This window comes from Pseudoclavibacter sp. CFCC 13611 (genome assembly GCF_008831225.1).
Classification (GTDB): domain Bacteria; phylum Actinomycetota; class Actinomycetes; order Actinomycetales; family Microbacteriaceae; genus Pseudoclavibacter_A.
In genome coordinates this window covers 206,258-220,328 of record NZ_WBKE01000002.1, presented here as the reverse complement: position 1 = coordinate 220,328, position 14,071 = coordinate 206,258, and the positions used below count along the sequence as shown (strand labels likewise).

The 14,071-nt window shown below is 67.1% G+C and carries 14 protein-coding genes; 4 read left to right on the top strand and 10 right to left on the bottom strand.

What is annotated here, in order from left to right; genetic code table 11:
* Positions 1–13: 13 nt before the first annotated feature.
* On the top strand, positions 14–1,150 hold the full coding sequence (locus tag F8O08_RS05300; RefSeq protein ID WP_158037400.1) for a glycosyltransferase: 1,137 nt from the start codon (positions 14–16) through the stop codon (positions 1,148–1,150).
* Positions 1,151–1,223: 73 nt separating this feature from the next.
* On the opposite strand, the gene F8O08_RS05295 is transcribed toward F8O08_RS05300, so the two are convergent.
* The 5 genes from F8O08_RS05295 to F8O08_RS05275 are packed head-to-tail and all read right to left on the bottom strand — an operon-like array spanning position 1,224 to position 5,714.
* A complete protein-coding gene (locus F8O08_RS05295; RefSeq protein ID WP_158037399.1) occupies positions 1,224–2,546 on the bottom strand; it encodes an LCP family protein in 1,323 nt (440 codons plus the stop codon).
* Between the two features lies 1 nt (position 2,547).
* On the bottom strand, positions 2,548–3,051 hold the full coding sequence (gene purE / locus F8O08_RS05290; protein ID WP_158037398.1) for a 5-(carboxyamino)imidazole ribonucleotide mutase: 504 nt from the start codon (positions 3,049–3,051) through the stop codon (positions 2,548–2,550).
* A gap of 11 nt (positions 3,052–3,062) precedes the next feature.
* Entirely contained in the window at positions 3,063–4,223 is a 1,161-nt protein-coding gene (locus F8O08_RS05285) for a 5-(carboxyamino)imidazole ribonucleotide synthase (protein WP_158042763.1), read from the bottom strand.
* Positions 4,220–4,888 carry a PH domain-containing protein gene (locus F8O08_RS05280; RefSeq protein WP_192496815.1) on the bottom strand — a complete coding sequence of 223 codons (669 nt, stop codon included), beginning with the start codon at positions 4,886–4,888 and terminating at the stop codon, positions 4,220–4,222. The genes F8O08_RS05285 and F8O08_RS05280 overlap by 4 nt, the downstream gene beginning before the upstream one ends.
* A 10-nt stretch (positions 4,889–4,898) precedes the next feature.
* Complete coding sequence (locus F8O08_RS05275) at positions 4,899–5,714, bottom strand: biotin--[acetyl-CoA-carboxylase] ligase (protein ID WP_158037395.1); 816 nt, start codon at positions 5,712–5,714, stop codon at positions 4,899–4,901.
* A gap of 563 nt (positions 5,715–6,277) precedes the next feature.
* On the opposite strand from F8O08_RS05275, the gene F8O08_RS05270 reads away from it, so the two are divergent.
* Both F8O08_RS05270 and F8O08_RS05265 read left to right on the top strand, forming a co-directional pair.
* Positions 6,278–7,855: an acyl-CoA carboxylase subunit beta gene (locus F8O08_RS05270; RefSeq protein WP_158032146.1), complete on the top strand. Its 1,578-nt coding sequence runs from the start codon at positions 6,278–6,280 to the stop codon at positions 7,853–7,855.
* The gene (locus F8O08_RS05265; RefSeq protein ID WP_158031990.1) at positions 7,852–8,136 is read left to right on the top strand and encodes an acyl-CoA carboxylase epsilon subunit; all 285 of its coding nucleotides are present in this window, start codon (positions 7,852–7,854) and stop codon (positions 8,134–8,136) included. Before F8O08_RS05270 ends, F8O08_RS05265 begins: the two co-directional genes overlap by 4 nt.
* A gap of 43 nt (positions 8,137–8,179) precedes the next feature.
* Here F8O08_RS05265 and F8O08_RS05260 read toward each other — a convergent pair whose 3' ends face one another.
* The 5 genes from F8O08_RS05260 to F8O08_RS05240 form a co-directional block, all read right to left on the bottom strand.
* On the bottom strand, positions 8,180–8,884 hold the full coding sequence (locus F8O08_RS05260; protein WP_225733579.1) for a DJ-1/PfpI family protein: 705 nt from the start codon (positions 8,882–8,884) through the stop codon (positions 8,180–8,182).
* Between the two features lie 213 nt (positions 8,885–9,097).
* Positions 9,098–10,159 (bottom strand): ABC transporter permease subunit, encoded by a 1,062-nt coding sequence (locus F8O08_RS05255; RefSeq protein ID WP_158037394.1) that lies wholly within the window; start codon positions 10,157–10,159, stop codon positions 9,098–9,100.
* A complete protein-coding gene (locus F8O08_RS05250) occupies positions 10,156–11,082 on the bottom strand; it encodes an ATP-binding cassette domain-containing protein (protein ID WP_158037606.1) in 927 nt (308 codons plus the stop codon). Before F8O08_RS05250 ends, F8O08_RS05255 begins: the two co-directional genes overlap by 4 nt.
* Before the next feature lie 131 nt (positions 11,083–11,213).
* Positions 11,214–11,735, bottom strand: coding sequence for a hypothetical protein (locus F8O08_RS05245; RefSeq protein ID WP_158037393.1), 522 nt, complete (start codon positions 11,733–11,735; stop codon positions 11,214–11,216).
* Between the two features lie 158 nt (positions 11,736–11,893).
* Positions 11,894–13,267: a class I SAM-dependent RNA methyltransferase gene (locus F8O08_RS05240; protein WP_158042762.1), complete on the bottom strand. Its 1,374-nt coding sequence runs from the start codon at positions 13,265–13,267 to the stop codon at positions 11,894–11,896.
* Between F8O08_RS05240 and F8O08_RS05235 the strand changes: the two genes are divergently transcribed.
* Positions 13,262–13,987: a Maf family protein gene (locus F8O08_RS05235; RefSeq protein ID WP_158042761.1), complete on the top strand. Its 726-nt coding sequence runs from the start codon at positions 13,262–13,264 to the stop codon at positions 13,985–13,987. The two genes, F8O08_RS05240 and F8O08_RS05235, sit on opposite strands and share 6 nt — an antisense overlap.
* Positions 13,988–14,071 lie beyond the last annotated feature (84 nt).

Genomic DNA, 14,071 nt, shown 5'->3' with positions numbered 1-14,071 from the left:
CACAGGAGGACAGATGACGCAGCTTCGCGTGGTCATCGACAATCTCTTCGATGCCGACCCCAGCGGAGTGACCCGTTACACCACCGAGATCACGCGCGCGCTCATTCGCACCGCGGAGAACGGCGATACGGTCAGCGGTGTCATCGCCTCGCACCCGCAGGAGCTCACGCGACGGCTCGAATCCCAGTTTCCGGGACTCGACCGTCTCATCCGACTGCCTGCCAGCAGCAGTCAGCTCGCGCTCGCTTGGAACATGGGCATTCCGCCGCGACTGCTCAGCGACGGCACGACGCACTCGCCGACGATGCTGGCCCCGTTCTTCTCGCACAACCGCATGCTCGAGCCGGGCGTTCAGACCGCCGTGACGCTGCACTCCGGGGCGATCTGGACCGCTCCCGAGACGCTCTCGCGCCGTGAGCGCATGCGAATCGGACGACTGCTGAAGCTGACCGAGCGATACGCCGATGCGATCGTGGTCACACACCACGAGCTGGCGCATCTGGTCGATCAGAACACGCGCATGGGCGACCGAGTGCAGGTCGTGCCGGTTTCACCCACCCGCCATCTCGTCGCCCGCGGGTCGGTCGCCGGGCGCGCTCGAGAGCTGGGCTTTCCCGATCGATTCCTGATCGCATTCGCCAGCGAACGGCCGGCCAGCCTGCGACTGCTGCTGGCCGCCTACGCTCAGGCACACCTCGACGAACCGCTGCTGCTCATCGGCCGCCAGGATCCCGGCCAGACTCCGGCCTCGCGGATCATCGCCGACTCCGGGCTGAACGCCGATCAGGTGCGGCTTCTCGGCGAGGTCGATGACGAAGCCCTTGCCGTGCTGAACACCCGGGCCAGCGCTCTGATCTACTTCGGCGACGGAGACGCCCTCGGGCTGCCGCTGTTCGATGCGATGGTCGCTCGCACCCCGGTCATCTATCCGGATGCCGAGTCACTGCTCGAGGTCACAGGGGGCGCCGGTCTCAGCGTGCCTTTGGAGGGTTCGTCGCTGGTCGACGGCATGGCCGCCGCCATGCGCACAGTCATGACTGACAAAGAGGCGGTCAAACGCCTCACGCAGGAGGGCGCTGATCGGGCTCGCTCGTTCACTTGGGAAGACTCTGCGCGCGCCATTTGGGCGCTGCACCGCAGCCTGGCCTGATCACCGCCTGGAGGGCCGCTCCGCACCGAGATGCCGGTCGGTTTCCTGCTGACGCCGACGTGCTCCGGTGCCGTCAGCCCTCACCGCGCGACCGAGCGATCACGTCGGCCACTGCGGCATCCACTTTCGACCAGTCGAGGTTGGCCTCGGGGAAGTCGGGCGGGACCAGCTCCAGGCTGTTGATCGGCAGCTTGCGAGATTTGTCGGCCAGCGACACCAGCGCCCCGATCGAATTGCGCGGAGCGTCGGTGTTCACAAAGTCGGGGCTCGCCTCGGCGATCTGCTGAAAGTTCGTGAGCAGCGTCTGCGGGGTGAACTGCTGGATCAGTGCCTCCTGCACCTGCCGCTGCCTGCGCATGCGATCCCAGTCGCTGGTCGTCTTTCGACTGCGCGCATACCAGAGCGCCGTCTCACCGTTCATGTGCTGGCGTCCGGCTTCGACAGACCCGTGATAGACGTGATGGGTGTCACTGCCGTCGACGAAGTCGAGATGCTCGGTGACGTCGATGTCGACACCGCCGAGAGCATCGACCATCTTCGAGAAGCCGTTCATGTCGATCATCACGTAGTACGGCACGCGAAGCCCGGTGACGCCCGACGCGATGTCTTTCATCGCCTGGATCCCCTGCTGAAAGCCGGTGTCGTCATGGATGTCTGGGTAGAGCCCCGTCTTGACCTGCGTGACGTAGGTGTAGCCGCCGTTGGCCTTCCACGACCGTGGGTACACTCCCTGCAGCGGCGACCCTTCCGGCAGTCGCACCGGATGCAGGTCGCGCGGGATGCCGATGATCGCGGCCTGCCCTGATTTCGCATCGACGCTCACGACAGAGATCGAATCGGGACGCATACCGTCGCGGCCTTCGCCCGAATCGGCGCCGAGCAGCAGGAAGTTGTATCGGCCATCGACCGCTTCGAGCTGCCCCTGGCCTTTGAACAGATCGTCGAAGAGCGACCGCGCCGAGCCGATGTACTGCACGGCGCCATATGCGCCGAAGAGCGTCGCGGCGAGTCCGACCACGGTGACGAGGCTCAGCGCGGCTCGAGCGCCCGGCCGCACCCGGCCGATCTTCGCCGTGCGAAAGGTGTCGACGGTGAGGAGCACCCACAGCAGCACCCAGGCCACGATGAGCACCTGCAGCGCCGTGAGCGTCCAGACGTTGAGCGCCACGGAGGTGAACCCGGCGAGGTTGTTCTTCGACCAGATCAGCGCAGCGATCGCACCGACGACCATGATGAGCCAGGCTCCGAAGCCGAGACGACCGAGTCGGCGATTGCCGGTCAGCAGCTGCGGGGTTCCCGGCAGCAGAAAGTTCAGCACGACGAGCCACCAGGCACGACGCCGCATCAGCGGCTCGTCAGTCTGGTTCGGGGTGCGCAGTGGGGTCTGGTAGGTCATCTCAGTCGAGCGAGCGCTGCAGTCGTGCGTTCTTCTGCTCGACCAGCTCTTCGAGTTCTACGGCGTAGTCGTGCAGCTGCTCGCGCAGCCCGAGGTCGGAGGCCCCGAGGATGCGCACCGCCAACAGTCCGGCGTTGAACGCGTTGCCGATCGCGACGGTTGCGACTGGGATGCCGGCCGGCATCTGCACGATGGAGAGCAGCGAATCGAGACCGTCGAGCTTCGCCAGCGGCACCGGCACTCCGATGACGGGCAGCTCGGTCACCGCGGCGAGCATACCGGGCAGATGCGCGGCGCCGCCGGCACCGGCGATGATCACCTGCAGGCCGCGACCCGCTGCAGCCGATCCGAATTCCATCAGCCGGCGCGGCGTGCGATGTGCTGAGACCACTTCGACCTCGTGCGAGACACCGAAGCGGTCAAGCGCCTCGACGGCCTTCGACATGACCGGCCAGTCGGAGTCGGATCCCATCACAATGGCGACTTTGGGGTTCACAGCTGTCATGACACCCCAGACTACACGGAGAGGCTGTCAACGACCTCGGAGCCGAGCGCGCGAGCGGCGTCGCGGGCCGCATCCCTCGTTTCGACCAGGTCGAACCCGGTCACGTTGACGTGCCCCATCTTGCGGCCCGGCCGGTACGACTTGCCGTACCAGTGCACTTTCGCCTGCGGCACCTCGGCGAGCGCACTGACGAGCGCCTGCTCGTGCTCGGTGCCGTCATGGCCGCCCAGTACGTTGACCATCACCGTCACCGGCTGGCGAGCTTCGGGGTCGCCCAGCGGCAGGTCGAGCACCGCGCGCAGATGCTGTTCGAACTGCCCGGTGACCGCACCGTCCATGCTCCAGTGCCCCGAGTTGTGCGGGCGCATGGCGAGCTCGTTGACCAGCACACGACCATCATTCGTCTCGAAGAGCTCGACTGCGAGCGCACCGGTCACTTCGACGGCCTCGGCGATGGTCGTCGCGATGTGACGGGCCTGCTCGACCACGTCATCCGTGGTGTCAGGCGCCGGGGCGATGACCTCGGCGCAGACACCGTCGACCTGTTCGCTGGCGGCCAGCGCCCAGGCACGCATCTCACCCGAGGGACGCCGCGCCACCTGCTGCGACAGCTCGCGCCGAAAGTCCACGGCCTCTTCGACCAGCAGCGCGCCGCCGACTTGGTCGAGCACCTCGGCCGCCAGCCAGTCGGCCACCTCGCTGCCCGATGAGACCAGTCGCACGCCGTGACCGTCATACCCACCACGCGGCGTCTTCACGATCGCGCGACCGCCGTGCAGGTCGACGAAGGCCTGAATCTCGTCCGCTGTGGTCGCCCGCGTCCACTCTGGCTGGCCCAGCCCGAGTTCGGCGACCTTCTGGCGCATCTCGATCTTGTCCTGTGCGAAGCGCAGCGCCTGCGGGCCCGGTCGCACGGCGACACCGGCTTCGACGAGGCGCTGCAGCACCGGCTGCGGCACATGCTCGTGGTCGAAGGTGATCACATCGACGCCGCGTGCGAACTCGAGCACCTGCTCGACATCGGTGTAGTCGCCGACCACTGTCGTCGCGAGCTTCGCCGAAGCTCCTTCCGCCTCGGCGAACACTTTCAGCTCAATGTCGAGATTGACGGCGACTGGGGTGAGCATGCGGGCCAGCTGGCCTGCTCCGATGACTCCGACACGATATGTCATGGCTGCGGAAACCTCTCTGCGCTCGGGGGCGCAATTGCGAATCGGGGGCCGACGCCGGGGGACGTCGGTGGCTGCATGGGCTGCGTGGTGATCGCAGCGAGCTGATAGCGGGTTCGGCGTGCACGGGCCTGGGCCGAGCGCTCGAGAATCGCCTCACGAAGGCTGGTCGGGTCAGGCATCGACCCGAGCACGAGCGAGAACTGGTCGCCGGCCAGCAGACGGATGTCTCCGCTGCCCCAGAAACGCTGCGAGAGCGACTGGTGCATCTCGACCGATGAGATCGTGTCGAGCGGCATCTGTCGCAGCCGGCGGCGCAGCACTCCTTCGGTCATGGCCACTGTCTCGTCGGTGAGTCGACAGGCGCGACCCCGCCATGACATCCACACGCAGAACAGCAGCACCACGATCGCAACGGCGACAACGGCGAGCACCCACCGCATGGCCCCTGCGGCAGCGCCCCAATACTGCGGCACCGCCCAGGCAGCAGCCCAGAGCAGCAGCACCGGCAGGATCAGGCGGGTCGCTCTCGCACGCAGACGAATCTCGCGCCGATCGCGCTCGCCGCCCGCCTCGCCGTGTGAGGCGCGGGCGGATGCCACCTCGTCGCCGCCGTCGAGTTGCGGCCGCGAGCGGGGCGCCTCTGCGGGTTGCGTGCCGAACGTCATGTCAGAAACCTTAGCGCGCCGCGGGGCGCACATGGATCACGTCTCCCACCGACAGCGCGTGCGTCGTTCCGTCGGCCTCGACCATCAGTCTGCCGCCGGCGTCGAGGCCCACGGCGACGCCGACCAGGGCGTCGCCGCCCGGCAGCATCACGCGCACCCGCTGCCCGACGGTGACACAGGCATCGCGCACGGCGTCGAACACAGAGGGGTCGTGCCGCAGCGCGCGCGCCCAGAGATCTCTGAGCCGCGCGAGCAGATGCTGCAGCATGACGTCGCCGGTGACCATGACGCCCTCACGTGCGAGCGAGGTCACGGTTCGGGGATCGAGCCCCTGCGCCTCGAAGTCTGCAGCGGTCTGCATGAGGTTGATGCCGAAGCCCACCAAGACGGGCAGGTCGGTCGGCACCTGGCGTCCCGGTGGAGGCGTCGTCGAGACGAGTTCACTGAGGATGCCGCAGACTTTGCGTCCTTCGATCAGCAGATCGTTGGGCCATTTGACGCCGGCGTGCACCCCGAGCTGCTGCATGGCCTGCTGGGTGGCTGCTCCGCAGATGAGTGGGAGCCATGGGAGCAGATCGACGTCTTCTGCTGGGACGACGAATGCGATCGAGACGGCGAGTGCCGACCCGCGAGGCGCCTGCCAGACGCGATCCAGTCGGCCGCGACCGCCGCGCTGATCGAGTGTCGCCACAGTCGTGAAGGCTTCGGTGGGCTGCCCATCGGCCCACTGGGTGCGGATCATGTCTGAGAGCACGGTATTCGTCGAATCGACGTGATCGAGAGCGATGAGGTTAGGCGACTCGGCGCTGCTCAGGGGAAACTCCATGCCTCGATCATACGGAGCCGGTCGTTCTCGCGGTCTCGCCCTGGGCGGGCAGCCCGTGTGTATCAGGGCTGCGAAGCACGGAACGGATCACCGCTGCAGATCGCGGGCGGAGCGGTGCCCGAGCAACGTCAGCCCAGTCGCCGCAAATGCTGCACCACAACGTCCAGACATGGAGCTTGCCATGTCTCGATCGGTATGGACAGCATTTCCCATGGATCGATACTTCCCCTGGCCCGATGTCTCCGAACTCCACTGCCTCGGCACGCCCGCCAGAACGCACGACGAGCATGCCCTCGCCAGAGAAGAGACGGGCATGCCTCCAGAAGCAGAGGCGGGGATGCCTCAGAGCAAAAATGACCGGTTCACACCAGCGAACGCGGCCAAACAGTGTGCAGATCGCACAATTCACCCCCCGTCGTCTTGCGTGATCACTACAGCAGAACGGGCATACCCCGCCGGTAGACTCGTCTGCGATCGACATCGAGGAGACCTCTGTGACAGCGAATTCCAGCGCCAACCCGAGCGCGAAGACGGCCGAGAGCACGGCCGAGAGCACGGACAAAGTGGTTCCATCCACCACTGCCGAACGCATCGCCGACCTCACTGACCGCTACCGCGAAGCAGTCGTCGAGCCGAGCAGAACAGCTGCGCAGAAGCAGCACAAGCGCGGTAAGAAGACCGCCCGCGAGCGCGTGCACGAACTGCTCGACGACGGATCGTTCGTCGAGATCGACTCCTATGTGCGGCACCGCACGCATGCCTTCGGCATGGAGGACAAGCGCCCATACGGTGACTCCGTCGTCGTCGGCACCGGCACGATCCACGGCCGGCAGGTCGCCGTCTACAGTCAGGACTTCACCGTCTTCGGCGGATCGCTCGGCGAGGTCGCCGGTGAGAAGATCGTGCGCATCATGCAGCTTGCCCTCAAGACGGGCATCCCGATCATCGGCATCCTCGATTCGGGCGGCGCTCGCATCCAGGAGGGGGTGACCGCACTTTCGAAGTACGGCGAGATCTTCCGGCTGAACACCAAGTCCAGCGGTGTCATCCCGCAGATCTCGATCGTGCTCGGCCCGGCCGCCGGTGGTGCGGTCTACTCCCCCGCGCTGACCGACTTCGTGATCATGGCCGACAAGACCAGCCACATGTTCGTCACCGGCCCGGACGTCATCAAGACCGTCACCGGCGAAGAGGTGAGCTTCGACGAGCTCGGCGGTGCGCTCACCCACAACAAGACCTCCGGCGTCTCGCACTATCTGGCGCAGGACGAAGACGACGCGCTCGACTACGCGCGCACGCTGCTGAGCTACCTTCCCGACAACAACCTCAACGACGCCCCGACGTATGCGTCGAACACCCAGCTCGAGATCACCGACGTCGACCGACGACTCAACCAGCTGATCCCCGACTCGACCAACCAGCCCTACGACATGAAGACGGTCATCAAGACGATCGTCGATGACGGCGAGTTCCTGGAGGTGCAGGCGCTCTTCGCCCCGAACATCGTGATCGGCTTCGGCCGCGTCGAGGGACACACAGTCGGCGTCATCGCCAACCAGCCAGCCGCGATGGCCGGCACCCTGAACATCGACGCCGGTGAGAAAGCCGCCCGCTTCGTCCGGTTCTGCGACGCCTTCTCGATTCCGATCGTCACCCTGGTGGATGTGCCCGGCTACCTGCCCGGCACCGATCAGGAGTGGAACGGCGTGATCCGCCGCGGGGCGAAGCTGCTCTACGCCTACGCCGACGCAACCGTGCCTGTGGTCACCGTGATCACCCGAAAGGCCTACGGCGGCGCGTACATCGTGATGGGCTCCAAATCGATGGGCGCCGATCTCAACCTCGCCTGGCCCACGGCAGAGATCGCGGTCATGGGCGGCCAGGGCGCGGTGAACATTCTCTACCGCCACGAACTCAAAGAGGCCGAAGAACGCGGTGAAGACGTCGAAGCCGTGCGCACCCGGCTGGCAAATGAGTACACCTACAACGTCGCGAGTCCGTTCCTCGCAGCCGAACGAGGCGAGCTCGACGGCGTCATCGAACCCGCGGCTACGAGAGTCGAGATCACGAAGGCCCTGCGCACACTGCGCACCAAGCGAGACAACCGGCCTTCCAAGAAGCATGGGAACATCCCGCTGTGATCGACGACCAGCACACCAACGTCACCGCCGCGGGCGGGCCCGAGCCCAGCATCCCCGCAGACGAGCCTGAGGCGCACAGCCCACAGGAGTATCTCGAGCAGCTGCAGGTCGTCTCAGGCTCGCCGACGCCCGAAGATCTCTCGGCGATCGCTTCGGCACTGAGCCTGGCCGAGCGCGAGCGGCACCGCGAGCAGCGAAAGCGCGCCATTGAGTCGCACGAGCCGGAGCCCTCCTGGCGTGAGAAGCAGCGGTCGGCACGACGCGATCGCCAGTTGTACTGAGGCGGCGACTCTCGGGCCGCGGGCGGCCTTCAGCTGGCGGCCTTCAGCGCCCGAGATGCTTCAGCGCATGTTCGACCAGAGGGCCGCGTCGGCGCTCGTTGGCAGCGATGATGCCTTCCACCTGTTCTGACGGATGTGTGCGAGGCGTGCCTGCCTCGAAAGGCGGATGTGGGTCGTATTCAAGCCTGAGCGCGATGTCTCGGGCGGCCTGTTCGCCGCGCAGCCGCGCGACGAGGGTCAGTGCGAAGTCGATGCCCGAGGTGACCCCGCCTGCGGTGATGAGATTGCCGTCGACGACGACGCGCTCGTCTGTCACGAGGATGTCGGGGTACCTTGCCAGCAGCGGCCGACTGCTCCAGTGCGTGGTCGCGCGTCGGCCGGCGAGTAATCCGGCCTGAGCGAGAGCGAAGGCCCCGGTGCACACCGAGGTGATCCACTGGGCGTGTTCGGCCTGGCTGCGCAGAAACCCGATCGCCTGTTCGTCTTCGAGCAGAGTGAAGGCGCCTTGGCCTCCCGGAACCACGAGAACGTCGGCCTGCTGCGCCTCGTCGAAGCGAACAGTCGGCACCAGCGCGAAGCCGGCGCTCGTTTCGACGGGGTTCAGGTCGTGCCACACGTACTGCATGTGCACACCCTCGATCTGTGCGAAGACTTCGGCCGGCCCGGTGAGGTCGAGCTGAGTGATCTGAGGAAACAGCAGCATGGTGATGGTCAGCGGCTGAACGGTATGGGATGGTTCGACGGTCATGTGTCGATCATGTCCCTCAGCCTGTCGCAGCACAAGTGGTTCGTCACGCGCCGCGCCCGCACCGGGCCGCAGAGCAAGGCGGCGCCCCTTCGCTGCCATGCCGGTGAGCCGCAGACGCTCCACTCCGACGGCTGCGAATCGATCCGGAGCCGATACCCATCACCAGCAGTACTCAGCCGAAGAGCGGCCGACCTGCTGTCTGCCCACCAGCTGTCACACGTCTCGACGCAGTGTCAGCAGCCAGGCGACCGCGCCTGACACGACCGACCAGACAGCGAGGCTGATCCCGCCCTGCCATGCCGTCATCGCGGCGTGCTCTGGTGCGGGCATGCCAGCGGGAGCATCCATCGGTATCGTGGTCAGTGCTGTGCCAGCCTGACTGGGCAGCCAGTCGTTGACCGTCAGAGCCCAGTCGATGTCGAAGCCGCTGACGATCGAGAGCACTGTCGGCACGATCATCAAGAGCCCCACCACGATCGCGATGCCGGCGGCCGGCGAGCGCACGACCGCTCCGATGTGCACCGAGATGATGCCGAGAGCAGCCAGGTAGGCAGCGGCGCCCAGGCTGACCAACAGCATCTGAGAGCTGAACGGCTGTTGGTCGGGCAGCACACCGTGCAGCAGCAGAGAGACCACGACCGCGCTCAACAGCATCGTGACGAAGCCGAGTACCGCGAGCACGATGCCCACTGCCAAGGCCTTGGCGAGCAGCACCGGCCATCGCCGCGGCACGGCGAGCATCGAGGTGGTGATCGAGCCGCCCGAGAACTCGGTGGTGATGTTCAGCACCCCGAGCACGCTGGCGACGAGCGCCGCAGCTCCGATGCCGGAGGCAGCCAGCTGCAGCATCTGTGCGGTCTGTGCGTCGGCGTCTCCAGACTCGAAGAGACCGGTCACCCCAGAGCCATCCGCACCGGCCTGCCCGGCGACCGAGGCGATCGCCAAGCCGACCAACAGGGCGAGACCGACTCCGACAACGATGAGCACGCTGAGCGTCCACCACGTCGAGCGCACGCTCCAGAGTTTGATCCACTCAGAGCGCAGCACTCCCCCGAATCCGAGACGTGCGCTGCCAAGCCGGTCGCGACGAGCTGCTGCCGCGGCTGCGCGACGCGTCGGGGGCTGCGGTGCGGCACCGGAAACAGGTGCGGCCGCGGGCTGCGGGGCGGGGCCTGACAATACCTGCCACTCGGCCGACGGCTGAGCCGGCTGGCCTGGCTGGACGGGCTGTCCTGGCTGTACGGGCTGATCTGGCTGTCCTGGCTGAGGTGTCATGCGCGGGCTCCTTCGGGCAGGCTGCCGGCGTTGTACTGCACGGCGTTCTCAGTGAGTTCGAGGTAGGCCTGCTCGAGCGAGGCCTCGACGGTGTGCAGTTCGTGCAGTACGACATGTGTGTCGGCTGCCGTCTGGCCGATCACCGCGGCATCGAGCCCGGTGACCGACAGTGCGCCATCGGCGCCGGCGGTCACGGTCGCACCCATGCGCTGCAGCTCGGCGGCGAGGTCGGCGCCCTGTGGCGAGCGCACCCGCACGTAGTTTCGCCCTGCGTGTGTGATGAACTGCTGCAGCGACGTGTCGGCCAGCACCCGACCGCGGCCGAGCACGATCAGATGATCGGCGGTCTGCGCCATCTCGGCCATGAGGTGGCTTGAGACGAGCACCGTCTTGCCCTTCGACGCTTCGTAGCGCAGCAGCTGCCGCACCCACACCACACCGTCTGGGTCGAGGCCGTTGACCGGCTCGTCGAGAATGAGCGTGTCGGGGTCGCCGAGCAGCGCGGCCGCGATGCCGAGCCGCTGGCCCATGCCGAGTGAGAAGCCGCCTGACCGCTTGTCGGCGACCGATTCGAGCCCGGCCATCGCGATGACCTCGTCAACACGTGCGTCGGGGATGCCATGCGTGGCAGCGAGCGCACGCAGATGTGCTCGGGCGGAGCGGCCGCGGTGCACGGCCTTGGCGTCGAGCAGGGCGCCCACCTCACGCAGTGGAGCACGATGCTCGGCGTAGCGACGTCCGTTGACCGTCACCGCGCCGGTGGTCGGGCGGTCGAGGCCGAGTGCCAGCCGCATCGTCGTCGACTTGCCGGCGCCGTTCGGCCCGAGAAACCCGGTCACACGGCCGGGCTCCACACGAAAGGTGACGTGGTCGACAGCGGTCTTGCTGCCATACCTTTTGCTGAGGTCGCGGGCCTCGATCATCGGAGGTGCTCCTGTCATCTGGTGAGGGGATGCTGCCGGTCGCGAATCGTGCGCCGTCTGCTTCGGTGTCGACGAAACAAGGCACGAGATACACGACTAGGTTAGCGGAGCGCCGTTGTGAGCGAGTCGTCTCACGCTCTCGGTTCTCTGGAGCGACTCGAATCGTCGGCCTGGTCATCAGTGTTCGGGCCCGACTCCTCGACCTCGATCACGGTGTACTCGCCGCCATCGATGGTCTCACCCGAGATCTCGGTGCGCGGCTGAAACCGCTCGCGCATTTGCTGCACCGACTGTCTGCCCGCCTGCACGAGTCGCCAGCCTGACAGGGCGATCGCCCCAACCGCAGCAACCGCAAGCAGGAGAAAGCTCAGCCAGGCGAGATCGCCCAGCAGCGACGCCACGACCACCAGTATGTCGACGACGATGACCACCACGACGTCGACCCAGTCGAAGTGCCCCGGGCGACGGCCCGGACGCAGAAAGATCAGCAGCGCCAGCACGATCAGTGCGACGAACAGGACCGGTGCGCCGATTCCGAGCGCAAGCACCTGCCATCCGCTCTGCGCGCGGAAGCCGCCGCCGAAGAAGAGCCACAGCGGCAAGAGCACAGTGAGCGCAGGCTGCAGACGAGCCATCACACGTTGGAGAACCATGCCGCCCAGACTACCGGCCGCGCACGTCGACCCACCGAGGCGTTCGCTCTGGGCGACCAGCGACGACGGCATTCACAGCGAGCTCAGAGCATCCTTCAGAAGCCCGCCGTACGAGCGGTGTCTGGGCGAGCCTCATATGCGTGCCTTCGTCTGACGACTCAGCGCACGAACGACACGACCGTCTCGAAGTGGTGGCTGTGGGGAAAGAGATCGAACGCGCGCACGTCGGCGATCTGATAGCCGGCGTCGGCGAGCAGCCGAGCATCCCGAGCCAGAGCGACGGGATCGCAGGCCACGTAGATCACCTGCGCCGGCTGCAGCTTCGTCAGGTCGGCGACGACCTTCTTGCCCGCGCCAGAGCGCGGCGGGTCGAGCACGACCAGCGAACGCCGGTACATCGATGCGGGCGCCTGCTCCGCCTCACGATGCAGAAAGCCCTCGACCGACTCACTGCGTGCGTCGACGCGTTCGAACTCGCGGGCGTTGATATCGGCCAGCTCGCTGGCGCGCTGGTCGGCCTCGACTGTGGTGACCGCCAGGCCTGCTCGTGCGAGCCACACGGCGAAGAGCCCGACGCCGCCGTAGAGGTCGAGGTGGGGTGCGTCCGGGTCGATCCGATCGACGGCGACAAGGCTTGCCACCGCGTCGACCAGCGTGGTCGGCGCATCACGATGCACCTGCCAGAACCCGCCCTCGTCGACCTGAAACTCGACACCGTGCACCCGACGCACGACCGTTGCGCCGTGTCCGCCGTCGAGCACGATGCGTGCGCGACCGGGCCCGTCGAAGTGTTTGCGCTCGTCGAGCACCAGCTGCACGGTCTTGTGGCCCTTGCGCAGCCCGCGGTGAACGCCGAGCTCTTCGAGCTCGTCGACGGCCAGCGGCAGATGCTCGACCGGAACGACCGTGTGGGAACGCGCCGCGTAGGGGCCGACCCGCCCTTCGGCGTCGACGTGCAGCAGCTCGCGGGTGCGCCAGCGCCGCCCGGGTCTGTGATCGGGGTCGAGTCCCGGCAGATCGACGGCATCGCGCGACGCCGCGTCGCCGACGGGCGCGACATCGAGATTCCAGGCCGCAACCGCATCCGCATCGAAGTGGCCGATGCGCTCGAAGGCGTCCCGCAGCACGATGCTCTTGAGCTCGCGCTGGCGCGGCAGGGCGATATGCCCGAAGTCGGCGCTGCCGGCCCGGACCTCGGGCTCACGACTGATGTCGCCTTCGGGCAGCACCTGACGGCGGCGATCCGAGGATGCCTCCAAGACTTCGAGCGCGACGGCTCTGGCGAATCGTGGCTTCGCCTCGGTCAGGCGGGCACGCACCCGCTCGCCGGGCATGGTGTCGGGCACGAACACGACGCGGCCCGCGTGACGCGCGACGAAGACGCCCTGATGAGCGACGCCGGTAACATCGAGATCGATCACGTCGCCGACCTGCGGCTGCGTGTCACTCGCCGCACCGGCCTCGACGTTCGACGACTTGCGGCTGGGGTTCTTGACGTTCGACTGCGGTTCGGGAAAGGTCTGCTCATGCACATCAACGACTCTACTGCGCCAACGGCGGCCCCCGCTCGGCGCCCGCGTGTGCCGTTCGTGCTCGCTTCGACGTCACCGGCCCGGCTCGCCACGATGCGCTCGGCCGGCATCGAGCCGGTCGTCGTGCCAAGCCACGTTGACGAGGATGCCGTGGTCGCCGCCGCCGGACTGGCCGGTGACAGCGTGGTCGAGGGTCGCGACCGCACGGTCGACGGCGGCGGGCGCACCGCGCAGATCGTCTCGACGCTCGCCCGCGCCAAGGCGCGAGCGGTGCTCACCCCCGAGGTCGACGGACTCGTTCTCGGCGGAGACTCGATGTTCGAGATCGACGGCGTGCCGCTCGGCAAGCCGCACACACCGCAGCGGGCCGCAGAGCGCATCCGTCAGATGCGCGGACGCACCGGGACGCTCTACTCGGGGCACTGGCTGGTCGACCACCGCGGGGGTTCGACCATCGCCGAGGCAGGCGCGTGGGACAGTGCCACTGTGACGTTCGACGACATCAGCGACGCCGAGATCGAGGCCTATGTCGCGACCGGCGAGCCGCTCGAAGTGGCCGGCAGCTTCACTGTCGACGGGCTCGGGCAGGCGTTCATCACGTCGGTGCAGGGCGCGCCCAGCTGCGTCATCGGGCTCTCAGTGCCTGTCGTGCGCCGACTCGCCGCACAGCTCGGAGTGTTCTGGCCCGACCTGTGGAACATAGGCGCGGCCCGAGACTGACGTGCGAGGCCAGAGCGTCGTGCGCTTGTAGGACTGCACGAAACCGGCAAATCGATTTTGTCGGAGGTTGCCACAGAATCTGTG

Bases quoted from the DNA above. Each gene is read 5' to 3' on its own strand.
- F8O08_RS05300 (WP_158037400.1), top strand. From the start codon at position 14: ATGACGCAGCTTCGCGTGGTCATCGACAATCTCTTCGATGCCGACCCC.
- F8O08_RS05295 (WP_158037399.1), bottom strand. From the start codon at position 2,546: ATGACCTACCAGACCCCACTGCGCACCCCGAACCAGACTGACGAGCCG.
- purE (WP_158037398.1), bottom strand. From the start codon at position 3,051: ATGACAGCTGTGAACCCCAAAGTCGCCATTGTGATGGGATCCGACTCC.
- F8O08_RS05285 (WP_158042763.1), bottom strand. From the start codon at position 4,223: ATGACATATCGTGTCGGAGTCATCGGAGCAGGCCAGCTGGCCCGCATG.
- F8O08_RS05280 (WP_192496815.1), bottom strand. From the start codon at position 4,888: ATGACGTTCGGCACGCAACCCGCAGAGGCGCCCCGCTCGCGGCCGCAA.
- F8O08_RS05275 (WP_158037395.1), bottom strand. From the start codon at position 5,714: ATGGAGTTTCCCCTGAGCAGCGCCGAGTCGCCTAACCTCATCGCTCTC.
- F8O08_RS05260 (WP_225733579.1), bottom strand. From the start codon at position 8,884: ATGACCGTCGAACCATCCCATACCGTTCAGCCGCTGACCATCACCATG.
- F8O08_RS05255 (WP_158037394.1), bottom strand. From the start codon at position 10,159: ATGACACCTCAGCCAGGACAGCCAGATCAGCCCGTACAGCCAGGACAG.
- F8O08_RS05250 (WP_158037606.1), bottom strand. From the start codon at position 11,082: ATGATCGAGGCCCGCGACCTCAGCAAAAGGTATGGCAGCAAGACCGCT.
- F8O08_RS05245 (WP_158037393.1), bottom strand. From the start codon at position 11,735: ATGGTTCTCCAACGTGTGATGGCTCGTCTGCAGCCTGCGCTCACTGTG.
- F8O08_RS05235 (WP_158042761.1), top strand. From the start codon at position 13,262: ATGCACATCAACGACTCTACTGCGCCAACGGCGGCCCCCGCTCGGCGC.